The following is a 25,005-nucleotide window of genomic DNA, read 5'->3' on the forward strand; positions in this document are numbered from 1 at the left end:
TACGGCTCAACAAAAAAATACGCTCCGACTTTAAAAGGCCGCTTAATTAAATAGATCCACGATATTCAGTCGGCGTTCTTCCTGTACGATTCTTAAACACGCGACAGAAGTAGTTCACATCCTTAAAGCCGCAACGTACAGCCACTTCATTGAGCTTGAAGTTGTACTTCTTGAGCATAAACTTGGCACGGTCGACACGAACACGGGTAATGTACTCAGCCAGCGTCATGTGGCCTTGTTGGCGGAACATTCGCGACAAGTGGTTCGATGAAATGCTAAAGCGCGAGGCAATACTGTCTCGGGTGATTTGGCGGTGGAAGTTCTCTTGAATGTAGATACAAATCCCCTGATACACATCCTGTACTCGGCTATGAGATTTTTCTACGGGCGCTTCCAGCATGGTTTTACTGTATTGCAGTAGAGCTTGCAACAATAACTCATCCATCGGCTGCTTGTTACTCTCTCTCGCTAACGAGCTGAGCGCCTCCAAAATGTTATCAATCGCGAACCCAGAACGAGTCTGAATACTGTGCTTTTGGATATCGTAAAAGCTCTCTTCACCTTTGCGCTTACTCACCAAACTTAAACCAAGCTGACGACGACCAAATAGCATGCTCAACACCGAACAGTCGGTATCCCAATTGGGTTTATTCCAGCAGTTCGGTGGGATAAAAATTGCGTCTCCGGCTTTGGCGATAACGTTGGTGATTTTGCGATCATGACTCTCCATTTCATTAATATACTCTCCGTCCAGCACTAACTCTAAGCGCGGAAAGTTCACCTGATAACTGCATGCTGAAGGCGTGTGAAAATCTCCAGCAAACCAGATGTTATGAAACGGTTCTCGCTCATTTAACACAGACGAGATTAAGTCATGAAATATCATTATTCGAACTCTAGTGGGCAGCAATAAGGCTACGGGAATAGATATACCCCTTAGTGAAACATAGCGCTATTGAGCAAAATCACAATTTGAGATCTAGGTTACAAAAATCCAGTCACGGAAATAAATCTCCAGTACCGAAACTGAAATAGCACGTTCCCACCATGATAAACAAATACGCTACACCCCTTATAAATAAAAGCCTCAACACATCTTAAACTCTGTCAACACCGCCCTAAAAACGACCACTCGACCGATCAAAATCACACTCCATTTATAACGCAACAATCATCCAGTAAATGCATTTTTTCTTCACTACAGAAGGTAAGCCGTAGATTCCAGAATACCCCTAACAAAATAAAAACAGAGTAGGGGTTCATTATGATCACGACATTGATCAATCAAGATTTGATTAAGCTTTCGCTTAGCGCTAATTCAAAAGAAGACGTATTTAAAGAGCTAATAGACGTGCTTTACGCACAAGGCAGAATCTCAGACAGAGCACAGTTTCTTGCCGACATTAAGGCTCGTGAAGAACAAGGTAATACCGGATTTGAAGAAGGTATTGCTCTGCCACATGCGAAAAGCGCTGCGGTCATCAAACCTGCGGTTGTTATCGGTGTCCACCAACAGGGTATCGAGTACGGCGCCGATGACGGTCAGCCATCAAAACTATTCTTCATGATTGCCTCTCCTGATGGCGGCGATAATCACCACATCGAAGTACTGGCAGAACTTTCTTCAAAACTGATTGAAGAAGGCTTTATCGAAAGCTTCATGAATGCTCAATCTGAACAACAAGCATTAGAACTACTGCTTACCAAACCTGAACCTGCTGAGACAGAAACCAATGTTGAGAATCAAGGCTTCATCATTGGTGTGACAGGCTGCCCAGCTGGCGTCGCACACACCTATTTGGCAGCTGAAGCGCTAGAGAAAGGCGCAGCGGCTCTTGGCTACGACATCAAGGTCGAAACCAACGGCTCGATAGGCGTTAAAAACAACCCGACTCAAGAAGAGATCGAACGTGCCGACGCGATTGTGGTGGCTTGTGATAAACAGGTCGACATGGCTCGCTTTGCCGGAAAACGCGTTATAAGCACCAACGTAAAAGCACCAATCAAAGACGCGCAAGGCTTGATTCAGCAAGCGCTCAATGCACCTAGCTACCAAGCTGAACAAGCGCCGACCAACCAATCTGTTGCTGAGAAAGCATCACAAGCACGTTCAGACCTTTACCGTTACTTGATGAATGGCGTATCTCACATGATCCCATTCGTGGTGACTGGCGGTCTTTTGATTGCCTTAGCACTAGCCATTGGTGGTGAGCCGAGTGAATCTGGCATGGCGATTCCTGCTGGCAGTATGTGGAACCAAATCCTAGAGGTGGGCGTAGTTGCTTTCACACTGATGATTCCAATCTTAGCTGGCTACATTGCTTACGCGATTGCCGACCGCCCTGCTCTAACACCTGGTTTGATTGGCGGTTGGATTGCCAACAACGGTTCTTTCTACGGCGCTGACGCAGGTACAGGCTTCATCGGCGCAATCATCGCAGGTCTATTGGTGGGTTACTTCGTTAAATGGATTACATCGTTTAACTACCACAAATTCGTTCAACCGCTTGTGCCTATCATGATCGCTCCGATCACTGGTTCTTTGTTCATCGCGGGTCTGTTCATCTTTGTTATTGGCGCTCCAATTGCTGGGCTGATGGATGCGCTTACTGCGCTGCTAACTAGCATGAGCACAGGCAACGTGGTTCTGCTTGGCATTGTCCTTGGTGGCATGGCTGGTTTCGATATGGGCGGCCCATTCAACAAGGTGGCATTCCTATTCTCGGTCGGCATGATTGCCAGCGGTCAGACTCAGTTCATGGGTGCAATGGCGTGTGCAATCCCTGTCGCTCCGTTAGGTATGGCTATCGCAACCAGACTTGGCCGTAAGTTCGACCTGTTTGAATCTTCTGAAATCGAAGCAGGCAAAGCCGCGGGCGCAATGGGCTTAGTGGGTATCTCTGAAGGTGCGATTCCTTTCGCGGCTCAAGACCCAATGTCAGTTATCCCAGCCAACGTGCTTGGCTCAATGACAGCTGCGGTAATGGCATTCTCATTTGGTATCACCAACAGCGTTGCTCACGGTGGCCCAGTGGTCGCTCTACTTGGCGCAATGAACTACCCAATGCTAGCACTCGTGTGCATGGCATCTGGTGCGGGCGTAACTGCGGTTACTTGTATCGCGCTTAAAAATCTACGCAAAGCCAAGCTAACAGCAGCAGCGGCTTAAGCCATTTCAACTCCAATGGCTTGAGCCCTTCGACCCTGCTGTTTTTAGTAACTAATACTTTTAGCAACAAATAAGTCGATTACAGCTCAAGCCATGTTTTCCTTCATGGTGATTTCGATGTCTGATTTTTCTTTAGCGAACGACTCGTTCGTACAACGCTTTTTCTACCCTATGACCAACGTGATTCAGAACTACGCATGGGGTAGCCCATCTTCGTTCAACCAACTGTTTGGCATTGATAACCAGTCTGGTGAGCCACAAGCGGAGATCTGGATGGGCGCTCACCCAAATGGTTGTTCGATGGTCACTGACAATGGTCAGCAAACCACATTGTCGAACTTGATTTCCAAGAACCTAAACCTGTTTCTAAGCGAGAAAGTCGCGAGTCGTTTTGGTGAACTACCGTATCTGTTCAAGGTATTAGCAGCAGAGAAAGCGCTATCGGTTCAAGTACACCCAAACAAGCAGCAAGCCGAATCTGGATATGCCCAAGAAGAACAGCAAGGCATTCCGATGACAGCAGGTAACCGTAACTACAAGGATCCTAATCACAAGCCAGAACTGGTGTACGCCCTAACCGACTACACCGCGATGAATGGTTTTAGATCAATCAGCGAGATTCTTGAGCACTTCCATTACCTCGATATTCCAGAGCTGCATTCAATGGTTAACGATCTCGCGGGCGACCAAACTCCCAATGGATTAGCCTGCTTCTTTGCAAGCCTGTTGTCTCTGGAAGGTGAACAAAAAGGTATGGCTCTAACCATGCTGCTGATGAAGGCCAAGCTTTCAGATAAACGTGTATTCCAATTGATTTCAGAGCTTGAAGCTCAATACCCTGGTGATGTCGGCCTATTCGCTCCGCTGCTATTAAACGTGATTACGCTAAAGCCGGGGCAAGCCATGTATCTAGATGCAGAAACACCTCACGCTTACATCAAGGGCACAGGCTTAGAGATCATGGCGAACTCAGACAATGTACTGCGTGCCGGGTTAACGCCTAAGTACATGGACGTGAACGAGCTGGTTTCTTGTACTCGATTTAATGAAAAGCCTGCGGATAGATTACTGCTAAGCCCTATTGAGCAAGGTGATGTGATGGAATACCAAATTCCAGTCGAGGATTTTAAGTTCTCTATCGTGCAAAACTCACATCAGAGGAAGATCACCACCGAAGGTGCCGAGATCCTATTGCCGCTCGACGAATCAATGGTGCTCACTCACCAATGTGGCGAAACCTGTGTGATAGAAAAAGGCCAGTCGGTGTTTATTCCGGCTTATGCTGAGAGTTACAAACTGGACTGCGTTGGACGTGTCGCGCGTGCTTACAGCTAGCTATCTCGAGTAAATACAAACACTAATCATGCCCTGCTTTGCGGGGTATTTTTGTTTTTAACGAAGACTATGAGCGTGTCAAAAACATAATCAATACGCTATCAAATATGACTCATCTCACACTGGATGAATGATGCAAATCACAGTTAATTTTGCTTGGTACAAATGTACAGTGAAGGGCTTTTATTTGCTATTTCGCGAATCGAGTTAATCAATTAATTTTAATTCAAGAACTTCAATAGTGAATGAGTTAATAAATGATCACACAGCTAACTAACGTCAACTTAATTAATAACAACCTTCAAGCGAATAATAAAAAAGAACTGTTTGAAGAATTGGCAGACATGTTATTTGAGAACAACCGAATCAGTAATAAAGAAGCCTTCTTGGCAGACATCGAAATTCGTGAATCTCAAAGTATTACCTCGATGGACGGCATCGCTTACCCACACTCAAAAAGCAAGGCGGTAACAGAGCCGGCAATCGCTGTCGGTGTTAAGCGCGAAGGCATTGAGTATGGCGATGAAGACGGCATTAACCCAACCGTGTTTTTTATGATTGCCTCACCAGATAACGGTGCAGACCATCATATTTATGTACTACAAGAACTATTTGGAAAATTCAGCGACGAATTTATTCAAGATATCCATAACGCAAAAGACGAACAACAAATCCTTAATATTTTAATTAATTCATAAGGCGTAGAAAATTATGAGCACCCTAACAACTCAAGCTACGAATACTAATAATAAAAACAGTAGTAGCGACTTTAAAAAAATCCTTAGTACCATGAAAGGCCACCTGCTTTTCGGAACCTCACACATGCTACCTTTCATCGTAGCCGGTGGTGTTCTGCTGGCTTTAGCGGTCATGGCATCAGGCAAAGGTGCGGTTCCAGCCGACGGTTTGCTGGCAGACATCTCTAATATCGGTATCAAGGGCCTTGTTCTTTTCCCAATCATTCTTGGCGGCTTTATTGGTTACTCAATTGCAGATAAACCAGCACTGGCACCTGCGATGATTTCTTCAGGCATCATGGCTGACATGGGCGGCGGCTTCCTTGGTTGTATCGTGGCAGGCTTTATCGCTGGTGGCGTGGTGTTCCAACTTAAGAAGATCCCACTTTCTACCAACATGACCGCGCTAGGTGCTTACTTCATCTATCCGCTTCTAGGCACGTTAATCTCTGCCGGCATCGTACTGTGGGGTATCGGCGAGCCAATCAAACTGTTCATGTCTTCAATGAACGAGTTCCTAGCTTCAATGGCTGGCGCATCTAAAATGGTTCTAGGGACAATCCTTGGTGGTATGACTGCGTTCGATATGGGTGGTCCAATCAACAAAGTGGCAACCCTATTCGCTCAAACTCAAGTAGACACACAACCGTGGCTAATGGGTGGCGTTGGTATCGCGATTTGTACACCACCTCTAGGTATGGCTCTGGCGACTTTCCTATTCAAAAACAAGTTCTCTAAACAAGAGCAAGAAGCAGGTAAAGCAGCAGCAATCATGGGCTCTATCGGTATCTCTGAAGGTGCTATCCCATTTGCAGCGAATGACCCAATGCGCGTTCTTCCTTCAATCGTAGCCGGTGGTATCGTTGGTTGTGTGTTTGGCTTCATGACAGACGTTCTACTGCACGCACCGTGGGGCGGCCTAATCACTGCTCCAGTATCAAGCAACATTCCAATGTACGTAGTGGGTATTGCACTTGGCTCGCTGACTACAGCGGTTATCGTTGGCTTCTGGAAACCAGTGGCGGTTGAGACTGAAGAAGATGCTGTTGAAGCCCCAGTACAAGCTCAAGCGACTCCTCAAGCAGGCGAAGGCGAGTACGACATCGTAGCAGTAACATGTTGCCCTTCTGGTGTTGCACACACCTTCATGGCAGCGAAAGCACTAGAGAAAGCAGGCTTAGCCGCTGGCCTTAAGATTAAGGTAGAAACTCAAGGTCAAAACGGTATTCAGAACCGCATCACTGACCTAGATGTCGCGAACGCAAGATTGGTTATCTTGGCTCACGATATTCAAGTAAAAGACGCTCACCGCTTTGCTAACGCGAACGTGATTGAGTGTTCAACCAAGGAAGCGATGAAGAAAGCCGCAGACATGGTGACTATCTAAAGCCAAAAGCTATCTAAAAGAATCAATAAATTAGTGAATGCTCACTATTGATAAAGTAACTACCCCCTATTAAGAAAAATCCCCATTCGTCTAGTCAACGAATGGGGATTTTTATTTTTACCAGATCAAAACTTCCGTCATTTACGGCTCAATATCAAGGCTAGACATGTTTAAATAGCGATCTAGCCTAACTGAATAAAAGTTTGATAATTCTTCGTCTTCTTCATCATGACAATCGGTACAAGTGTCCTTAGGATCAAATTCTTCATGGGGAAGATGACACTCGACGCACTCCATCTCTTCGCTCTCTTTGTGCTTTAGATTATGCTGGCGCCCTTCGAGGTGACCAAAATCATCATGACACTCCACGCAACTGTTATATTCAAACTCAAGATCGTCAGAAGGCTCTTCGTCTAGATGGCACTGCCCCGCACATGTTTCATCCTTTAGGTGAATATTCGCAAGATTATGCTCATCTGGATTAGGTAAATCTTCAGCGACCACCAGTGCGCATACTCCAGCAAGTAACACACCAATTAAATATTTAGTCGTACTCATAAAACTGGCTCCTTCTTACCGATGCGACTTAAGCTCTTTCTCACGCAGAATAGCTTCATGGCAGGTTGCACATAACCCAATGCGAAACTTCTTACTGATACCGATAATCGGGTCTGAATCGCGATGTAAATTATGACAATTGGAACATGTCAATTTGGTGGCATGTACATCGTGAGTCCACTCACTGACCCTCAAGCTTTCAGGAGAATGACAGGCGATACACTTTTGGTTTTGCTCGAAAATTGGCAAGTCGATATGATCATCGAATGGAATCACACTCACCACATCAGAATCTTTGGGATGAGAACCTTTTCTGCCATGACAAGCCGTGCAATTGTTGTAAAACTCGGTACTGGCATGTGCGCCTACAGAAGCGATGGCATCAATATTTTTAAGCAGACGCTTTTTTTGATGGCATCGTATACAACGCTTATTTTCCTTTACTAAAATCTGCATTTCCGCTTCATTGGTAATTTGGCTAGAAAACGGTTTTATATTATGGACAGCGGGATCCTGAACTGTTGACTCAGAACAGAGTGGTAGCGGCATAAAGAATATGCTCAACGTGGTCAACACAAATAAATAAGAAACATATTGAGTAACTGTTTTGACCATAATAGTACTCTTCTGTGAAGAAATGATTTGAGCCGATTATTTCGACACAAATCATTTCAGTTAGTTACGAGTGTTATACTTATTTAAACTCAAGGTTTAACACACCACGATGGTATATGTGATTAATTTGAGAGTTATCAAAAACCGCAACACCAAATGGATATAGTTGGCTCAAATCGTCAAATTGTACATCTTGCGTTTCTGCATTTTCACCCGTAGTTACAAGCTTACGCTTCATTTCCAGAGTCCAAACACCCTCTTTCCAAATAGCACCGACTTCGATATCACCACGGGAACCAGTAAATGGCTTACCCGTTAACCCTGGAATTCGGTCTAGCTTATTGTAGTCAATTGTAAACGGCTTCTTCTCTGAATCTAAAATAAGTAATGTTTCATTGGTTAAGTTATCTGATACATATGCTGGCTGGCCGTCTTTTACGTTATTAACGTAGCCACCCCCCGTTTTGCTGTCTCCTTTACGTCCCCAACCTTTGTTTTGTTTTGGATCGGTATTACTATCAACATATTGGTCATCAAGCTGATTATGTACCGCGGTTCTCACACCTTTCCAGTGCCACATATCAATAAACTCGCCTTCCTGCTTGGTGTATTTACGTGCTGGATTCTTATCATCACGACCTGCGTTTTTACCCTTTTTAGCTCTGTGACATGCAGCATTACACCCTTTCTCAGAAAAGCCTTCAGCATTGATGTCCCAATAGACCGCAAATTTATCTTCGTAGTAAGTATTGTCGTGCCCAGTATCATCTTTATTTTTCAACTGCTTCCATGACCCATCCTCTTGTTTAATCCAAGGAAAACGATCAATACTTTTGGTCGGGTCGGCATAAGTAAACAAGAAGTAAATGTATTCACTGTCATACATCGACTTCATTTCCACACTGGTTTTTTTAATGCCTTCATAGCCATTATTTGGTTTATACGGTAATTTGTTCACCTTCTGTGTCAGTGGTTTAGCTTGCTCCCAAACGGCATCAACGTTGCCATCGATAACTATATTTGAGGTAAGCTTACTGCTCTCTAGTATCTTATCTTTTGCGTGAACAGCACTGGCTGGAATGATCGTAAGTACAGCCACGGTTGATAGTGTAATTATTGAGTACTTCATTGTTACTCTCCTAACTTCCATTGATCTGTTTATACAATTAAGCGTAGGAATGAATGAATTTATTTCAATTGATCGATATCAACTTAAACACAAATAGACTAAATAGAAAAATAGGAATATAGAGCTCGATAAATAGGGATTTATTTATTTTCAAGAGAAACAAACATCATAAATATCAATAATCTTATCTCAGTTCTCAATGATAAAATTACAAATAATAGGGATTAGTATCAACTTCAAGCTCAATTGTTCATTTATCGACAATTTAAATCACCCATAATTAGATTCATTACAAACATGGGAATAATAAAGGGACGTTAATCATATATTTATATTCAACATCCCTTTTCTTCTGTTTTTGACCTTTATGCGCTATTTCATAGCTCTATCATATTTTAGACCTGATATGTCTGAACTCGCATCCGGCCTATCTATTCTTTGATGTAGAGATCCTTAGAGTAGATACGCCCTTCAACGTTGTTCTTCGCAAAACCACCAACACTTGGTCGCACTAGACGAGCCTGCATGTAGTAGTAGATTGGCGCAATCGGCATGTCTTCTGCCAGCAACTGTTCAGCTTGGTCATAGAAACCTTGACGATCTTGTTCACTGGTGGCAGCTAACGCGCTGTCCATTGCTGCGTCGTACTTGTCACTGCTGTAACGAGCAAAGTTACCCGAAGAACCAGAGCGCAATAGGCTCAAGAAGGTTGATGCTTCGTTATAGTCACCACACCAAGAGGCGCGCATTACATCGAAATCACCTTGGCGACGTGACACCAAGTAAGACTTCCACTCTTGGTTTTCCAGTTCAACTTGTGCGCCTAGGTTACCTTTCAGCATTGACGCAATCGCCACTGCAATCGACTTGTTCGATTCACTGGTGTTGTAAAGCAGTTTGAAATCCAACGGGTTAGACGCATCGTAGCCCGCTTCTTTCAGTAACTCTTTTGCTTTTTGATCACGTTCCTTTTGAGTCCACGTACTGTATTCAGGTTGTGTCGCATCAAAACCAGCCGTGTACTCATGTGCAAAGGTATAAGCCGGTAAGTTGCCCACCTGAGTCACACCATTGGTGATAACGTCACGCATCATAGAATAAGAGACAGCTTTACGTACTCGCGCATCATCAAAAGGTGGTCGCGTAGTATTGAATGCGTAGTAGTAAGTACACAGCAGAGGCACTGTGGTAAACGCATCTTGGTATTTGCTTTTAAGCTGCTGCGCCATGTGCGTCGGCACGTCCGACGTAATATCGACCTCGCCCACTGCATAACGGTTAATCGAGGCATTCTGATTCTCAAACGGAATATAAGTTACTTGGGTTAATTGGGTATCTGAACTGTCCCAGTATTTCGGGTTCTTCTTAAGCTCGATGCGCTCGTTCACCACCCACTCGTCTAGTACGAATGCACCATTACCGACAAATTGCTTAGGATCGCTCCACGGCTTGTCGCTGTTTTCTAGCGTTGCCTTATGAACAGGCATCATTGAGGTGTGACCTGTCATCGCCACAAAGTAAGGCACTTGGCTGTCGAGTTCAAAGCGCACTGTATGTTTATCAACAGCCGAAACGCCTAGTTCTTCAATCGGCTTCTTACCTTCTGCCACATCAGCAATATTGTTGATTTTGGTGAGCTTCAGATACCAGACATTTGGCGATGCGGTTTTTGGGTCTACCGCGCGTCGTATCGCATACACGAAATCATCTGCCGTCACCGGATCGCCATTCGACCATTGCGCGTCTTTACGCAGGTGGAATACAAAGGTTTTGTTGTCTTCTGTTTCCCAAGATTCCGCGACACCTGGGGTGATATTGCCATCGCGATCTTGAATCACTAAACCTTCAAACAAGTCACGTAGAATGTGCATCTCCGGCAAGCCTTCTGCTTTTGCAGGATCTAGTGTCGCAGCCTCCGCATCATTCGCGCGCACTAAATGTTGTTCTTTCGCCAGAGAAGTTCCCGCAGGCAATGTGTCAGCAACGGCAGTTACTGAGATAAAAGGGGTCAATAGAGATGAAATGAGTAAAGCCGTTGAATGTTTCTTAAAATCCATATGTTTTTGCTCTCCTAGCCTATCTTTGAAGCAAGTAATAAAATTAACAATGCGACTGTTGACGAGTTTTAACGCTTTAGTTTATTTAAGTAAGCTTGTGTAATCGTTAATACTTGATAGTACTTGATCAATCAGGAGATAAAGGTGAGTTTAATTCCAAGAACGGAAAGAGCTGCGTTTTCAATAAAGCCGCTATCATATGGGAAATCAGTGTTGGGTGCGCTTTTGATCTATTTCCCCGCGCAAATAGAAAGCGAATCTCGCGGGCTGATTTTAGCAGGCACACACGGTGATGAAACCGCTTCTATCGCAGGCTTGTCTTGCGCACTAAGAAGTTTGCCAGCCGCCAATTTGCGACATGATGTGGTTCTGTCGATGAACCCAGACGGCAATCAATTAGGCACACGCGCCAACGCCAATCAAGTCGATCTGAACCGCGCCTTTCCGACTCAAAATTGGACAGAAAACGGCACCGTCTATCGCTGGAGTTCTCACACACCAGTCAGAGATGTAAAAGTAAAAACGGGACAAACCGACCAGCTAGAACCTGAAGTGCAATCACTGATCAACCTCATTGAACAGCGCAAACCCAAGTTCGTCATCTCTTTCCACGAACCACTCGCCATGGTCGACGACCCAAGTCAATCGGAACTTGCCACTTGGCTAGGCAAACAGTTCAACCTACCGCTCGTTGAAGACGTGGATTACGAAACTCCAGGCTCATTCGGCACTTGGTGCCAAGAAAGAAACCTGCCATGCATTACTGTAGAGCTACCGCCCGTATCTGCGGATCTGACTATCGAGCAGTATTTAGATGCGTTTATCGCAGTGTTAGAATTTGATAATAGCGATTAAACAAACTTATTTTCGGAAAATTCCGTTCACCTTAAATGCAAATTTAGCGAAACGTAAATTATTGAAAGTATATAAAATTCGCTTATGTTCGTGTCCACAGATACAGGAGCAGATCAATATATAAATGACTACGCATGTGGGAAGTCATTTAACTTAATACCCAATACTAACAAAACAGAACGACACTCACTAAGCCGTCAACCGTCAACTTAATTCCTGAAATAAAAAGAAACAGATAACACAATCGATACACCCATATTTGATTAACGCGATGTAATAACCACACTCCGAGCTTAACGCCAACAGGAGCGAGAGGCATCAGAATCAATGCCGTCATCATATTGATCGTATCGAACTCACCTAAGGCAGCATAAGGAACCAATTTGGCTAAATTGACTAAGCCAAACAATACGGCCATGGTCGCTACCAAAACAACTTTATCCAGTTTCAATGGCAACATGTAAATACTTGCTGGCCCACCGCCCGCGTGAATTGCAGTGCTAGAAAAACCACTCAACGTGCTCCAAAACCACGCACTTATTTTTCCACCCGCTTTTTTCTCGTCCACACCCAAGAGTAAATACTGACCGCAAAATAGCAGAGAAAGAAGCCCAATGAGTAACTTCAATCCAGCCTCAGGTGTAATACTCAGAAACAACCCTGCCAAGATGACGCCAACAACCGCCCCAGGAAGCATGTTCTTAATGACTGAATAATCAGCATTACGATAATGATGTTTTACCGCAAACACATCCATTACACACAATATTGGCAATAAGATGGCAGCAGCTTGAGTAGGTGCAATGGTTATTGCCATAAGGGGAACAGCGATAATACCTAACGCACCGCCTAATCCCCCTTTTCCAATTCCATAAATCAACACGGCGGGAATCGCAGTCACATAAAACCAAGGTTCAGTCACAATGAGCATGTGCTGTACCCTTTGTTGACTAAGGTTTTTTTAGCAATGCTATACCTAACCATTAACCAAACCCTTTTTGATTCAAAAACAATCGACTGCGTTTGATATCAGCTAGAGTTCCATCAGCATCTTGGGGAGCACGCTCTTGTTCAATAGTGATCCAGTCTGAATAACCGATTTGATTGATAGCCAACTGTACTTCGGCGTAGTTGATCGCACCTTCGCCGATAGGACACATCACTCCTTGTGCGCAAGCAGCCCAGAAACCTACCTTGCTTTCGATAACATCGGAAAATACGGCGTCATTGATATCCTTGAAATGGACATATTCTAATCGAGATGCGTACTCAATTAGGCTTTTCGCTGGATCCATGGCGGCATAATACAGATGACCAGTATCTAAACAGAGCCCAACCTCTTCTCTCGATAAATCAGCCAACATTCGGTCAATTTCATCACGGTACTCTATATAACCACCCGCATGAGGATGAACAACAGGGCGAATATCATAATATCTAGCGATAGCAGCAATATCACGAATGGTTTGCATCATTATGTCCCAGAGCTGGTTGCCTAATCTTGGAGCTTCGTCGCTCAATCCAGCGCATGCACTGCGCACATCATTTACACAATCAATCACGACCAGCTTTTTGCTGCCAATACGTTGAAGCATCGAGCATAAATCATGTGTTCGGTTCAAGATGTCCTCTTTATGCTCTAAAGATGAAAGCGGTTCAAAAAGTGTACCAGCACAGATCACCAAGCCATTAGCTTTGATCGCCGTATTAACAAGCTCTCCTTTTAGAGGCATATAGCCAAATGGGCCAAGCTCTATTCCTTGATATCCAGCGGCTTTACTTTCCACGATAACGGTATTCCATGATGGATTATGGACGTTAGTGGCAGACTCCACGCCCCAACAACAAGGTGCGCATGCAATTAAGCTATTCATGACTATTCTCCATTCGATTTAGCGTTAATACGCAGCAATAACGCTTAAGTAATATACGCCAATTACTTGCAGCCTCATGTTGCATTTATGCAAACCGCGTTTCTACCAACGGCTATAACACCTCCTTCTCAGTGCCTTTAGAATGAATTCATCAACAAAGAATAACCGCACGCTGCGTTCTGTGTATTTACGAACTCTCAGCGCCTCATTGAACTGTTAACTCAGCTTTACCTTGATACAGGATATTACGATGGAACCTATCTACATTATTGCAGCGAAACGTACACCAATTGGCAGCTTCAACGGCGCACTATCTTCAGTTTCTGCGCCCACACTAGGCGCAGCTGCAATTAAAGGTGCAATCAGTCAATGTCATATCGACCCGACGCTTATTGATGAAGTAATAGTCGGTAACGTACTCAGTGCTGGTATTGGTATGGGACCGGGTCGCCAAGCCTCAATTCAAGCCGGTATTCCAGAAACAGTCCCTGCATACACTCTCAATATGATTTGTGGAAGTGGGATGAAAACGGTCATGGATGCGGCAAGTCATATCAAAGCGGGTGATGCTGAGATCGTTGTTGCCTGCGGAATGGAGAGCATGTCTCAAGCCCCATTTGTACAAACGCACAAAGTTAGAAGTGGCGTTCGTATGGGAAATATTTCGTTAGAAGACAGCATCATTACCGATGGTTTAACCGATGCATTTAATCATTATCACATGGGTATCACTGCAGAAAACATTGCAGAATCCTTATCTATTTCGCGTGAAGAACAAGATGCGTTTGCACTCAAAAGTCAGCTAAACGCAGCAAGCGCACTGGAGAGCCACGGTTTTAAAAGTGAAATTGAACCAATAGAAGTATCGTTGCGTCGAAAACAATATACCGTCGAGCTTGATGAATATCCAAAGACAGATAGCACATCAGAGAGTCTTAGTCGTTTACGTCCAGCGTTTAAAAAAGATGGCACTGTTACAGCAGGAAATGCCTCGGGTATTAACGATGGTGCAGCCGCGATCATCTTGGCATCCAAATCAGCAGTAGAGCGATACCAACTAAAGCCGATGGCAGAAATCGTTAGCTACGCTCAAGCAGGTTTGTCTCCGGACATTATGGGGCTAGGCCCCGTTCCCGCGATCACCAATGCACTGGAAAAGTCCGACCTTTCACTGCAAGACATCGAGTATTTTGAGCTTAATGAAGCCTTTGCAGCTCAAGCTATCGGCGTTACAAAGCAGCTCGCAGAGAAACACAACGTTGATCAAAGCTGGATACTAGAACGCACAAACCATAACGGCGGTGCTATTGCTTTAGGCCATCCACTTGGTGCATCTGGGATCCGTATTCTTGTCAGCTTGGCGTATCAACTAGAGCGAAAGCAACAAGACTATGGCTTAGCGTCTTTATGTATAGGTGGAGGCATGGGTACTGCCGTAATCATCAAACGTTGCTCGTAGCCAAGTACTAAACGACAACGTAGAAACGACCAAGTAAAAAACAAATAGCATGATTGTGTAAAAATTATCAGCCGCAGTCATACCAAAAATTAAGTTAGACAAGGCGATGAGCCAACTCTGTATAGGGGCGAATTATGAGAAAAAAAATTAGTGCCAACGAGATTGCGGAAAAATTGCATGATGGGATGACCATCATGATTGGCGGCTTTATGGCAAATGGCGCACCAGAGAACCTTATCGACCTACTACTCGAACATAACATCCAAGACATCACGCTAATTTCGACCGATACTGGGACTCAAACTACAGGTTCCGGTCGACTTATTGCAGCAAAACTCATCAAAAAACTCTATGCATCTCACATTGGTACCAACCCAGAAACGGGGCACCAAATGAACAATCAAGAGCTAGATGTCGAACTGGTGCCACAAGGTACATTAGCCGAGCGTATTCGCGCAGGAGGCGCTGGACTTGGCGGCATTCTCACCCCAACAGGCCTTGGCACTATGGTGGCTGAGGGTAAACAAGTTATCAATATTGATGGGGAAGATTATTTATTAGAAAAACCTCTGCGCGCGGACCTTGCTTTTATACGCGGTTCAGTTGTCGATACCAAAGGAAATGTGTTTTACAAGAAAACCACTCAAAACTTCAATCCATTAATGGCGACCGCTGCAGACCTTGTGATTGTTGAAGCTGAAAAACTTGTTCCAGTTGGCGACATCGAACCAGAGTCAGTACATACCCCAGGTCTATATGTAGATCACGTCTATCAAAAGGAAGCGAAATAATGACGGATATTATTTGTAAACCTCAATCTGTTTATGGCGATGCGCCTTTGGCAAGCAAGATTACCGATAAGGCAGTAATACGCCGAAATATTGCTTGGAGAGTAGCTCAAGAACTGCATGACGGCGACGTCGTGAACTTGGGGATCGGCATGCCCTCTTTGGTTGCAAATGAAATTGATTCGGAAGTCGAGCTCATACTGCAATCTGAAAATGGATTACTTGGTATTGATGCTATTGCTGACGACAGTAATACGGACGCCGATTTAGTCAATGCAGGTGGACAACCGATTACTGCAACCAAAGGCGCAAGCTATTTTAACAGTGCCGACTCTTTCACCATTATTCGCGGTGGTCATGTTGATGTAACGGTTCTCGGAGCACTGCAAGTCGATGAGCAAGGTAATCTTGCTAACTGGATTATCCCTGGGAAAATGGTCCCAGGGATGGGAGGTGCTATGGATCTAGTCGTAGGCGCAAAAAAAGTCATCGTCTCAATGGAGCATACAGCGAAAGGTAAACACAAGCTTCTTAAAACCTGCTCTCTGCCATTAACCGCGCTTAATCAGGTCGACATGGTCATCACAGAGATGGGCGTGATATCCATTCATAAGTCCCAAATGATATTAACGGAGATAGCCCCTGGCTACACCCCTGAAGAAGTGCAACAAGCAACAGAAGCAACCTTGATAATCCCGACACCTCTCAACATTATGCCACTTCCAAAACATTAGATTTTCTAAATAGTGAATCGTGTTACTGCGTTTTTATTTGTTATGACTGCTCCACGTCATATTCGCCCATGCTGTTACAGCATGGGCTTTTTTATTGTGTTCACGGCTGCACCAAGGTTATCGATTAAAAAGCACCGATCCTTTCGATTAATTAAACGCATCATCTAATGCAGTAACTGCGTATCTTCCTTTTTTAGTACAAAAAAGCAGTAACCTAAATGGCTACTGCTTATTTTGAAACTACCTAAAACAATAGCTCCGATTACATCGTCGGAAAGTTAAAGCTGCTAGTGTGCTCTTCCAATCGCACGCTGGCAGGCCAGCGACTCGTGACCGTTTTCATTCTTGTATAAAAACGAACCCCATCATTACCGTGCATATTTAAAGGCCCAAAGATAGAGCGTTTCCACCCGCCAAAACTATGAAATGCCATTGGTACAGGAAGAGGGACATTGATACCCACCATCCCAGCCAACACCTCTTCTTGAAACTGACGCGCAGCCTCACCACCTCGAGTAAAAATAGCCGTACCATTACCATACTCGTGTCGATTAATTAGGTCTAAGCCCGTTGCATAATTAGGTACTCGCACAATCACCAACACTGGACCAAAAATTTCATCTTTGTAAATTATCATCTCAGGGGAAACATGGTCAAACAAAGTCGGCCCAACAAAATACCCCTCTTTGTGGCCTTTAACCTCAAGCGATCGTCCATCAACCAGAAGTGAAGCACCTTGCAACTCTCCCTCAGAAATATAATCACAAATTTTTTGTTTATGAGCCGCTGAAATAACAGGACCCATATCGTTTTCCCGTCCTTCCACAATCCCAGGCCCGACTCGCATGGACTGTATCTGCGTTTGTAATTTATCGGTTAAACGATCGGCCGTTTCATCCCCGACAACCACTACCACAGATAATGCCATACAACGTTCACCCGCAGCGCCATATGCCGCTCCCATGATGGCTTGAGAGGTCATATCTAGGTCAGCATCTGGCATCACTAAGCAGTGGTTTTTCGCACCACCCAATGCTTGGCAACGCTTACCATGAGCAGAAGCTGTGGTATAGATGTACTCCGCAATCGGTGTAGAGCCAACAAAGCTGACCGCTTGTACACGTTCATCGGTAAGCAATACATCCACAGCTCGTTTATCGCCATTTACCACATTGAAGACGCCATCGGGTAGCCCTGCTTCTTTAAGTAACAAAGCCAGTTCTATGGCCAGTGACGGATCTTTTTCAGAAGGTTTCAAAACAAATGTATTACCCGTAGCCAGTGCTACAGGGAACATCCACATAGGAACCATTGCAGGGAAATTAAATGGTGTGATGCCAACGCACACGCCCAATGGCTGCATTAATGAATGACTATCTATGCCAGTGCCAACATTAGATGAGTGCTCGCCTTTTTGTAGATGTGGGATACCACAAGCAAACTCAACCACTTCGAGTCCTCGAGCTAACTCCCCAACGGCATCTGAATAGACCTTCCCATGCTCACTAGAGATCAGGCGCGCTAAACGGTCAAGATTAGCCTCGACTAAGGCTTTAAATGCAAACAACACACGGGCACGTTTCAATGGTGATGTTTTAGCCCACCCCAGATGAGAATGTTGAGCGGACTCAATAGCTTGTGCCGTTTGTTCTTCATTACTTAAAACAACTTGCTTTGTTTGCAGGCCTGTTGCCGGATCAAAGATCGGAGCAACGCGTTCCGTTTGATAGTCGCTTATTTCACCATTAATAAAATTAAATACGGTTTTCATAACTGGGTCCTTTAGTTGGAAATCAATGAAGGTGCGCCTTGTGATTTAAGACGAGACTGTAAAGATGACTGACAAGATGTAGATACATTGCGCTGTTGCCATGCTCTAACCAAGTTCGAATAGTTCGACTTTATTTGAGCAATGAGCTCCTGATCATTTATGTCATTCGATAGCCACAGACTTGATGGCAATCCGAATATTGTTCGCCCAACCGCAAAGCCTTTTACCAGCGAACAATTTGCTGCGGCATTAAATCCAGCTTGTACCTCATCTAATTTCGCATCCAGTCCAAGAATCAATATGCCTCGACAATGTGGGTCATTGTCTTGTATCAACAACTCCACTTGGTTCCAGGACGACTCCGAAAGCGGCGGTAATTTCCACCAGTCAGGTTTAACACCAATGGAATAAAATTGATTCATCAACGTAAGATACTGCTTATCCCCCAACGTCATTTCCTTGGGTAAAATAACCTCTAGCAGCAATTCGTGCCCCGATTGGCAACACGCGTCGTAGACTTCTTTTACTGTCTTTTCTTGTGATAGACGCAAGGCAATGTCATCGTCTGGGTGGCAAAAAACCAAACACTTCACAACATGTTCAAGTGGCCAAGTTCTCAACTGACTGCCGATGTCGCCATGCTCTAATTGCAAAGGTCTAGAACCAGGTTCTTCTACCGGTCTGCCAATCCAGGTACCTGTGCCGGTTGCAGTATTAAGGACTGGCTGACCAAAAGTACCATCACAAAGCAAACCAAACTGTCCAGACAGATTCTCTTCTTGGCAGACATCTAGCGACGCCTTATAGATCAACTGCTTCAGTATCGAAATACGGTCAAGATCAGCGCCAACATCTTTCGCCATTTGTTCAAACTGACTACGGTGATCGAATGCCAAAACACATAATTCATCCCACTGAGTTTGACGTGTCGTAACTCGGTGTAAATGGTTTAGTTGACTGTCTTGATCTGGTCGCAGAACATCTTGGGCACGAGCTAAATAATTATCTAACTCTTCTTTAGTAGGCATAGCTGGCGCACAGCCATGGCGTGATACCACTAATGCACCACACGCGTTGGCATAAGCGCAAGCTTTCTCCCAACCTTCATCATTGAGGTAACCTCGTAGCAGGCCAGACATAAAGGCATCACCCGCACCAAGTACATTAAGAACATCCACTTTAACGCCTTCTACAGTGATACCCTCATCCAGCGAATCAGGCACATCACCCGAAAAAACAGAACTACCCAGCGCACCTCGTTTGCACACGAGTTCAGCCTGGCTCACAGATCGAACCGACTTTAGAGCGACAACTGTATTTGTGGAGCCGCCCGCAATATGAAACTCCTCTTCGGTACCAACAATAAGGTCGAAAAGGGGTAATACTTGCTGAAGTTGATGCGTCACTTCAGCAGAATCGATATAGCGAGTTTCGCCATCGCCAAGGCTAGTTAATCCCCAAAGAACGGGCCGATAGTCGATATCCAACGCAGTTTTAACACCGTGCTTACGAGCATATTTTAAGGCGAGTAATACCGCATCTCGGGTCTGCGGGTTTGAAAGGTGAGTACCTGTAATCGCTAAGCATCGTGCTGAGGCTATGTAAGATTCTGAAATATCATCCACACTAAGCGCCATATCGGCACAATTATCACGATAGAAAATTAGTGGAAACGTCTCTTCATCTTTTATGCCTAACAATACTAAAGCTGTTAAACGATCACGATCGGTGATGAGATGGCGAGTATCAACCCCTACAGATTGCAACTCCTCGCGAACAAACCGCCCCATATGCTCATCACCAACACGAGCAAGCATTGATGACTTTAATCCAAGCCTTGCTGTCCCATAAGCAACATTGCCCGACGACCCTCCTAAATATTTCGAAAATGACCCCATAGATTCTAATCGCGAACCAATTTGTTGCCCATAGAGGTCAACCGCCACTCTCCCCAAACAAATCAAATCCAGTGTTTTATCTTGTAACTGCATAATCCCATTCCTTGTAGACAAATTGGTTCGCTTATATTCAGCTCTCATCGCTTACGAAGAGGAAACTCTGTCACCTCTGCAAACTAAAACTCAGCCATAGAAATAAATCTCACCTGTAGACTGCACTCTCCCTTTATATGAAATAAAAATTCCAAAATCAAAGAAAAACGAAACATACAGTTCATTAAAGTGATCGAGTTTACATTTAATCGCAAAAGCAGACTTTAAGCTCAGAAATAAAGGAAAAGTCAGAAAATATTTTTCACTTATTTTTTCATTCGAACAATTTCAATCATTATATTTTTTTAACAATTAAAATCAATGGCTTAGCCATAATTAAAATGAGAGGTTTAATTATAAATTAATAGAAATCAACAAGTTAAACAAAGACAACCTCACCACAAAGCTTAACAACCACAAGATCTATGTAACAATTATAACAATTGCGCATTATATCTAATGGCTAAAAAAAAATTCTGAATATATAGTTACTCACGATGAAAATGAAAAATATTTTTCAGTGAAGTGGAAGTTTAAAACGTCTACTTAAAGGAATGAAAGTTGCCAAATCTCTAGGAGAAATAAAGCACTCTCGGAGATTCAATCGCAAAATATTTTGTAATTGGCAGAAGCAGTGATAACAACAAGGAGACATAGCATGTCATCGATAACAAACACATTTTCAAAGTTCATACGTCGTTTTGCTCACAAAACCACCATCTTCCAAAGCTCAGCAGCAAGACGAGTAAAAACAGGGTTCATTGCAATAGGTTTACTCAGCCTCGTTGCCTGTGGTGGTGAAGAGACAAAAAGTGATGTCGTCACAATAGGTGTCGCGATCCCCAACTTCGACGATACATTTCTTGTAAACATGAAAGATTCCATGACGGCATACGCTGAAAAGCAAGATAACGTTGAGCTCATTTTTGTGGACGCCAAGGAAGACACAGTGAAACAGCTTGGCCAAGTTCAAAACTTCATTATCCAACAAGTCGACGGCATCATTTTAGTACCAGTTAATACTGACGCGACCCAACCTATGACGGACAAGATTCTAGATGCCGGAATTGAGCTCGTTTACCTCAACCGTCGCCCTTCTTATTTACCTGAAGGTGTTGCGTACGTTGGCTCTGAAGAGCTGCAATTTGGTAAAGAACAAGCTAAGTATGTCGCAGATAAAAGTGAAGGTGGAAACATTGGAATTCTGATGGGCATGATGACAATTGAAGCTGCAATTCTTCGTACAGAAGGCGTCGAAGATTACTTCCAAGATAAGCCTGATTTCAACATCACTCGTAAACAAACCGCTCTATGGCAACGATCACAAGCAATGGTAGTAATGGAAAACTGGATCAATTCGGGAGATAAACTCGATGTAATTATTGCCAATAACGATGATATGGCTCTAGGTGCAATTCAAGCTCTGCGTGCTGCTGGAAAACTCGATGACACGATTGTGGTCGGCGTTGATGCAACTCCTGATGGCTTAATGGCAATTGAAAATGGCGCTCTTGACGCCACTGTATTCCAAGATGGTGGTGGCCAAGCTCGGGGCGCAATTGATGCCGCAATCAGTGGTATCAAAAATCAGCCACGCGAGAAAATCACTTGGATTCCTGCAGAGCTTGTTACCAAAGACAACCTAGAAGAATTCAAAGCTAAGCAAGGCTAACGCCCTCTTCACTCATATGATCTATGTGCCACCCCACTAACAAAGTTCGATGCATAGATCATTTCAATCGGAGCAGTAAATATGAGCCAAGCCTTACTAGAAATGCGTGGAATATCAAAGTCATTTCCCGGAGTGAAAGCCCTTGATAATGTGCAACTCACATTAAAAGAAGGTCGTGTCATGGCCTTAATGGGCGAAAACGGCGCAGGTAAGTCCACCCTAATGAAAGTTCTTTTTGGTATTTACCAAAGAGATAGCGGCACCATCCATTATCAAGGTCAGCCAGTTAACTTCAGTGGTGCTAAAGATGCCCTTGAAGCTGGAATATCGATGATCCACCAAGAGTTGTCCCCAATACTTCACCGAAGTATTGCAGAAAACATTTGGCTAGGTAGAGAGCCGACCAAAGGACCATTCAACCTTATCGATCACGGAAAAATGTACAGCGACACTACCAAGCTGTTAGAAAAATTGGACCTGCAACTCGACCCTCGAACGCCTATGAGTGAGCTCACGGTAGCCACAATGCAGATGATCGAGATTTCAAAGGCCATTTCGTATCACTCGAAAGTGATCATCATGGATGAACCAACTTCAGCCCTTACAGGTAAAGAAGTTGACCACCTATTTGAGATCATAGAACTACTTAAATCTCAGGGAGTGGCGGTCGTATATATCAGCCATAAAATGGACGAAATATTCCGTATCTGTGATGACATCACGATCTTCCGAGACGGCAATTTTATTGGCGAGAGAGAAGCTTCATCGACTAATAATGACGAACTCGTTCACATGATGGTAGGACGTAATTTAGGCGATGTTTATCCACCGATCACCGCCAAACCGGGAAAAGTCAGATTAGACGTCCGAAATCTAACTGTTGAGGGGCAATTTAGTGACATCAGCTTCAAGCTGCATGAAGGTGAAATTCTTGGCATCGCTGGCCTTGTTGGCTCTGGGCGCACCGAATTAATTGAAACTCTGTTTGGCGTAAGACAAAAAGATGTCGGTGAGATTTGGATCAACGGCGATCAAGTAGAAATCAAAACGCCAACCGATGCTATCAATCACAAAATGGCCTTCCTAACAGAAGACCGACGTCACTCCGGGCTTTACTTGATGCTGGATATTTTCGCTAACACCTCCATCGCCCACCTTGATGCTTATCGCAATAAAGTCGTTAGCCTACTTGATGTAAGAAAAATGCAAAAAGACTGCTCAACGCAATGTTCGACTCTCAAAGTAAAAACGCCTGGCATGTCTGAAGCCATTGATAATTTAAGTGGTGGCAACCAACAAAAAGTATTGCTCGCGCGTTGGATGTTAACGAAACCAGACATTCTCTTTCTCGACGAGCCAACTCGAGGCATTGATGTTGGCGCCAAATCTGAAATCTATAAATTGATGCGCCTGCTCACCGGCATGGGGAAAAGCTTGGTCATGATCTCATCTGAGTTACCAGAGGTGATTGGAATGAGCGACCGCATTCTCGTCATGCACGATGGGCAATTTAAAGGTGAGCTCGACGGTCACGAAGCCTCACAACAACAAGTCATGTCATTGGCGTTCAACTAAAAACAATAAGCTAGTCCAACATATCAAGGAAAGTAGTTATGATAGCTAAACTTCTTCAAGCCACTTCAGAACAGCCCGAAACTGGCAAAAAAACACGTTTTTTATCCAAGTACGCGATCTACGTCGTCTTTGTCGGCATGTGTATTGTCATGAGTATTCTGTCTCCGGTGTTTCTCACCGTTGCCAATTTACTTAATGTAATGACTCAGATGGCCAGTATCGGCCTGCTCGCCTTAGGTGTAACAATCATCATCATCACTCGCGGTATTGACCTTTCATCCGGCTCAGTACTTGCGGTTGCAGCTGTAGTCTCAGCGAGCACAGCTCAAACCCTCGATTGGGGGATGAGAATGTACCCCAACCTACCTGAGCTGCCTGTTATTGTTCCGATTTTGGTTGCATTAGGAGTTGGTGCACTCTGTGGGTTGATTAACGGCGCACTCATCGCCTATACAGGAATCCCTCCGTTCATTGCTACACTGGGCATGATGATCATCGCTCGAGGGGCTGCATTACTCTATTCAGACGGTCGCCCTATCAGTAGCCTAATCGATTCATACCAATGGATCGGACAAGGAAACATTGTAGGGATCCCCGTGCCCGTAGTGATATTCCTCGTTATGGCATTGTTCACCTATGTACTCCTCAACTACACCAGATTTGGCAAATATGCTTATGCTATCGGCGGCAACGAAACTGCTGCTTACGTATCGGGGATCAACGTCACAAAGTACAAAATTCTCGTCTACGTCTACGCTGGCCTTCTAGCTGGTATTGCAGCACTTATCTTGACAGCTCGAATCAACTCAGGTCAACCTGGCTTAGGTAACATGTATGAGCTTGATGCTATCGCTGCTGCCACTGTTGGTGGGGTATCGCATGCCGGCGGAATAGGAACAATCCAAGGAACTATCGTAGGCACCATGATTATGGGAGTACTACAAAACGGACTCGACCTACTCAATGTATCAGCCTATTGGCAACAAGTAGTAAAAGGCTTAGTGATTGTCGTAGCCGTTATTTTTGATATGAAGCGCCAAAAGAAAAGTAAATAAATACGTAGATGATTAGCCACTATGCATTTACGCAGGCTTTAACATCGTGATCAAGAATACTAATGTGATACACAAAAAGTGCTAAGCGTTGATGTTAACCATCAATAAATCGCTCATACAACAAGTTGAATGTAGGGCCCTCAAATGAGGTTTTCCATGCCACGTAAGCTCATCACTCTCGTGGCATTTTTTTGTTTAGAGCGTGATTGTTATGTCTCTGTCTTAAATATCATCTCAAATGAAA

General features: G+C 44.2%; 20 protein-coding genes. 11 read left to right on the forward strand and 9 right to left on the reverse strand.

Going from position 1 to position 25,005, the window contains the following annotated elements; genetic code table 11:
* Positions 1-46: 46 nt before the first annotated feature.
* Positions 47-886 carry a helix-turn-helix transcriptional regulator gene (locus tag ATB74_RS21375; RefSeq protein ID WP_029223612.1) on the reverse strand — a complete coding sequence of 280 codons (840 nt, stop codon included), beginning with the start codon at positions 884-886 and terminating at the stop codon, positions 47-49.
* Between the two features lie 378 nt (positions 887-1,264).
* On the opposite strand from ATB74_RS21375, the gene ATB74_RS21380 reads away from it, so the two are divergent.
* From ATB74_RS21380 to ATB74_RS21395, 4 genes are all read left to right on the forward strand, one after another.
* The gene (locus ATB74_RS21380) at positions 1,265-3,169 is read left to right on the forward strand and encodes a PTS fructose transporter subunit IIABC (RefSeq protein WP_061019676.1); all 1,905 of its coding nucleotides are present in this window, start codon (positions 1,265-1,267) and stop codon (positions 3,167-3,169) included.
* A gap of 117 nt (positions 3,170-3,286) precedes the next feature.
* Positions 3,287-4,504 (forward strand): mannose-6-phosphate isomerase, class I, encoded by a 1,218-nt coding sequence (manA, locus tag ATB74_RS21385; protein WP_061019677.1) that lies wholly within the window; start codon positions 3,287-3,289, stop codon positions 4,502-4,504.
* Between the two features lie 257 nt (positions 4,505-4,761).
* Positions 4,762-5,202: a PTS sugar transporter subunit IIA gene (locus ATB74_RS21390; RefSeq protein ID WP_050651341.1), complete on the forward strand. Its 441-nt coding sequence runs from the start codon at positions 4,762-4,764 to the stop codon at positions 5,200-5,202.
* Positions 5,203-5,215: 13 nt separating this feature from the next.
* Entirely contained in the window at positions 5,216-6,628 is a 1,413-nt protein-coding gene (locus ATB74_RS21395) for a fructose-specific PTS transporter subunit EIIC (RefSeq protein WP_061019678.1), read from the forward strand.
* Between the two features lie 141 nt (positions 6,629-6,769).
* Here the strand turns inward: ATB74_RS21395 and ATB74_RS21400 are convergent, their stop codons facing one another.
* The 4 genes from ATB74_RS21400 to ATB74_RS21415 form a co-directional block, all read right to left on the reverse strand.
* Positions 6,770-7,186, reverse strand: coding sequence for a cytochrome c3 family protein (locus ATB74_RS21400; RefSeq protein WP_061019679.1), 417 nt, complete (start codon positions 7,184-7,186; stop codon positions 6,770-6,772).
* A 15-nt stretch (positions 7,187-7,201) separates the two neighbouring features.
* On the reverse strand, positions 7,202-7,801 hold the full coding sequence (locus ATB74_RS23960; protein ID WP_081090159.1) for a cytochrome C: 600 nt from the start codon (positions 7,799-7,801) through the stop codon (positions 7,202-7,204).
* Positions 7,802-7,880: 79 nt separating this feature from the next.
* Entirely contained in the window at positions 7,881-8,930 is a 1,050-nt protein-coding gene (locus ATB74_RS21410) for an ethylbenzene dehydrogenase-related protein (protein ID WP_061019681.1), read from the reverse strand.
* 431 nt (positions 8,931-9,361) lie between these two features.
* Positions 9,362-10,987 (reverse strand): ABC transporter substrate-binding protein, encoded by a 1,626-nt coding sequence (locus tag ATB74_RS21415; protein ID WP_061019682.1) that lies wholly within the window; start codon positions 10,985-10,987, stop codon positions 9,362-9,364.
* Positions 10,988-11,131: 144 nt separating this feature from the next.
* Between ATB74_RS21415 and mpaA the strand changes: the two genes are divergently transcribed.
* The gene (mpaA, locus tag ATB74_RS21420; protein WP_081090160.1) at positions 11,132-11,842 is read left to right on the forward strand and encodes a murein tripeptide amidase MpaA; all 711 of its coding nucleotides are present in this window, start codon (positions 11,132-11,134) and stop codon (positions 11,840-11,842) included.
* A gap of 166 nt (positions 11,843-12,008) precedes the next feature.
* On the opposite strand, the gene ATB74_RS21425 is transcribed toward mpaA, so the two are convergent.
* Positions 12,009-12,773, reverse strand: coding sequence for a sulfite exporter TauE/SafE family protein (locus ATB74_RS21425; protein ID WP_081090161.1), 765 nt, complete (start codon positions 12,771-12,773; stop codon positions 12,009-12,011).
* Positions 12,774-12,825: 52 nt separating this feature from the next.
* Positions 12,826-13,716 (reverse strand): TIM barrel protein, encoded by an 891-nt coding sequence (locus ATB74_RS21430; protein WP_061019684.1) that lies wholly within the window; start codon positions 13,714-13,716, stop codon positions 12,826-12,828.
* Between the two features lie 250 nt (positions 13,717-13,966).
* Between ATB74_RS21430 and ATB74_RS21435 the strand changes: the two genes are divergently transcribed.
* From ATB74_RS21435 to ATB74_RS21445, 3 genes are all read left to right on the forward strand, one after another.
* Positions 13,967-15,175 (forward strand): acetyl-CoA C-acetyltransferase, encoded by a 1,209-nt coding sequence (locus tag ATB74_RS21435; RefSeq protein ID WP_061019685.1) that lies wholly within the window; start codon positions 13,967-13,969, stop codon positions 15,173-15,175.
* A 134-nt stretch (positions 15,176-15,309) separates the two neighbouring features.
* Positions 15,310-15,966, forward strand: coding sequence for a CoA transferase subunit A (locus tag ATB74_RS21440; protein WP_061019686.1), 657 nt, complete (start codon positions 15,310-15,312; stop codon positions 15,964-15,966).
* Positions 15,966-16,697, forward strand: a complete 732-nt coding sequence (locus ATB74_RS21445; protein WP_179946935.1) for a 3-oxoacid CoA-transferase subunit B — start codon at positions 15,966-15,968, stop codon at positions 16,695-16,697. The genes ATB74_RS21440 and ATB74_RS21445 overlap by 1 nt, the downstream gene beginning before the upstream one ends.
* 262 nt (positions 16,698-16,959) lie before the next feature.
* Here the strand turns inward: ATB74_RS21445 and ATB74_RS21450 are convergent, their stop codons facing one another.
* Both ATB74_RS21450 and ATB74_RS21455 read right to left on the reverse strand, forming a co-directional pair.
* Positions 16,960-18,468, reverse strand: coding sequence for a CoA-acylating methylmalonate-semialdehyde dehydrogenase (locus ATB74_RS21450; RefSeq protein ID WP_061019687.1), 1,509 nt, complete (start codon positions 18,466-18,468; stop codon positions 16,960-16,962).
* An 11-nt stretch (positions 18,469-18,479) separates the two neighbouring features.
* Positions 18,480-20,459, reverse strand: a complete 1,980-nt coding sequence (locus tag ATB74_RS21455) for a bifunctional 5-dehydro-2-deoxygluconokinase/5-dehydro-2-deoxyphosphogluconate aldolase (RefSeq protein ID WP_061019688.1) — start codon at positions 20,457-20,459, stop codon at positions 18,480-18,482.
* Positions 20,460-21,117: 658 nt separating this feature from the next.
* Between ATB74_RS21455 and ATB74_RS21460 the strand changes: the two genes are divergently transcribed.
* The 3 genes from ATB74_RS21460 to ATB74_RS21470 all read left to right on the forward strand — a co-directional run bounded on the left by ATB74_RS21460 (position 21,118) and on the right by ATB74_RS21470 (position 24,761).
* A complete protein-coding gene (locus ATB74_RS21460) occupies positions 21,118-22,131 on the forward strand; it encodes a sugar ABC transporter substrate-binding protein (protein WP_061019689.1) in 1,014 nt (337 codons plus the stop codon).
* Between the two features lie 81 nt (positions 22,132-22,212).
* On the forward strand, positions 22,213-23,706 hold the full coding sequence (locus ATB74_RS21465; RefSeq protein ID WP_061019690.1) for a sugar ABC transporter ATP-binding protein: 1,494 nt from the start codon (positions 22,213-22,215) through the stop codon (positions 23,704-23,706).
* Between the two features lie 38 nt (positions 23,707-23,744).
* Complete coding sequence (locus ATB74_RS21470; protein WP_061019691.1) at positions 23,745-24,761, forward strand: ABC transporter permease; 1,017 nt, start codon at positions 23,745-23,747, stop codon at positions 24,759-24,761.
* The last annotated feature ends 244 nt before the right edge of the window (positions 24,762-25,005 follow it).

This window comes from Vibrio splendidus (genome assembly GCF_001557875.1).
In the GTDB taxonomy this organism is placed as follows: domain Bacteria; phylum Pseudomonadota; class Gammaproteobacteria; order Enterobacterales; family Vibrionaceae; genus Vibrio; species Vibrio splendidus_F.

Bases quoted from the DNA above. Each gene is read 5' to 3' on its own strand.
- ATB74_RS21470 (WP_061019691.1), top strand. From the start codon at position 23,745: ATGATAGCTAAACTTCTTCAAGCCACTTCAGAACAGCCCGAAACTGGC.
- ATB74_RS23960 (WP_081090159.1), bottom strand. From the start codon at position 7,801: ATGGTCAAAACAGTTACTCAATATGTTTCTTATTTATTTGTGTTGACC.
- ATB74_RS21460 (WP_061019689.1), top strand. From the start codon at position 21,118: ATGTCATCGATAACAAACACATTTTCAAAGTTCATACGTCGTTTTGCT.
- ATB74_RS21445 (WP_179946935.1), top strand. From the start codon at position 15,966: ATGACGGATATTATTTGTAAACCTCAATCTGTTTATGGCGATGCGCCT.
- manA (WP_061019677.1), top strand. From the start codon at position 3,287: ATGTCTGATTTTTCTTTAGCGAACGACTCGTTCGTACAACGCTTTTTC.
- ATB74_RS21450 (WP_061019687.1), bottom strand. From the start codon at position 18,468: ATGAAAACCGTATTTAATTTTATTAATGGTGAAATAAGCGACTATCAA.
- ATB74_RS21395 (WP_061019678.1), top strand. From the start codon at position 5,216: ATGAGCACCCTAACAACTCAAGCTACGAATACTAATAATAAAAACAGT.
- ATB74_RS21455 (WP_061019688.1), bottom strand. From the start codon at position 20,459: ATGCAGTTACAAGATAAAACACTGGATTTGATTTGTTTGGGGAGAGTG.
- ATB74_RS21390 (WP_050651341.1), top strand. From the start codon at position 4,762: ATGATCACACAGCTAACTAACGTCAACTTAATTAATAACAACCTTCAA.
- ATB74_RS21380 (WP_061019676.1), top strand. From the start codon at position 1,265: ATGATCACGACATTGATCAATCAAGATTTGATTAAGCTTTCGCTTAGC.
- ATB74_RS21435 (WP_061019685.1), top strand. From the start codon at position 13,967: ATGGAACCTATCTACATTATTGCAGCGAAACGTACACCAATTGGCAGC.
- ATB74_RS21430 (WP_061019684.1), bottom strand. From the start codon at position 13,716: ATGAATAGCTTAATTGCATGCGCACCTTGTTGTTGGGGCGTGGAGTCT.
- ATB74_RS21400 (WP_061019679.1), bottom strand. From the start codon at position 7,186: ATGAGTACGACTAAATATTTAATTGGTGTGTTACTTGCTGGAGTATGC.
- ATB74_RS21465 (WP_061019690.1), top strand. From the start codon at position 22,213: ATGAGCCAAGCCTTACTAGAAATGCGTGGAATATCAAAGTCATTTCCC.
- ATB74_RS21375 (WP_029223612.1), bottom strand. From the start codon at position 886: ATGATATTTCATGACTTAATCTCGTCTGTGTTAAATGAGCGAGAACCG.
- ATB74_RS21425 (WP_081090161.1), bottom strand. From the start codon at position 12,773: ATGCTCATTGTGACTGAACCTTGGTTTTATGTGACTGCGATTCCCGCC.
- ATB74_RS21410 (WP_061019681.1), bottom strand. From the start codon at position 8,930: ATGAAGTACTCAATAATTACACTATCAACCGTGGCTGTACTTACGATC.
- ATB74_RS21440 (WP_061019686.1), top strand. From the start codon at position 15,310: ATGAGAAAAAAAATTAGTGCCAACGAGATTGCGGAAAAATTGCATGAT.
- ATB74_RS21415 (WP_061019682.1), bottom strand. From the start codon at position 10,987: ATGGATTTTAAGAAACATTCAACGGCTTTACTCATTTCATCTCTATTG.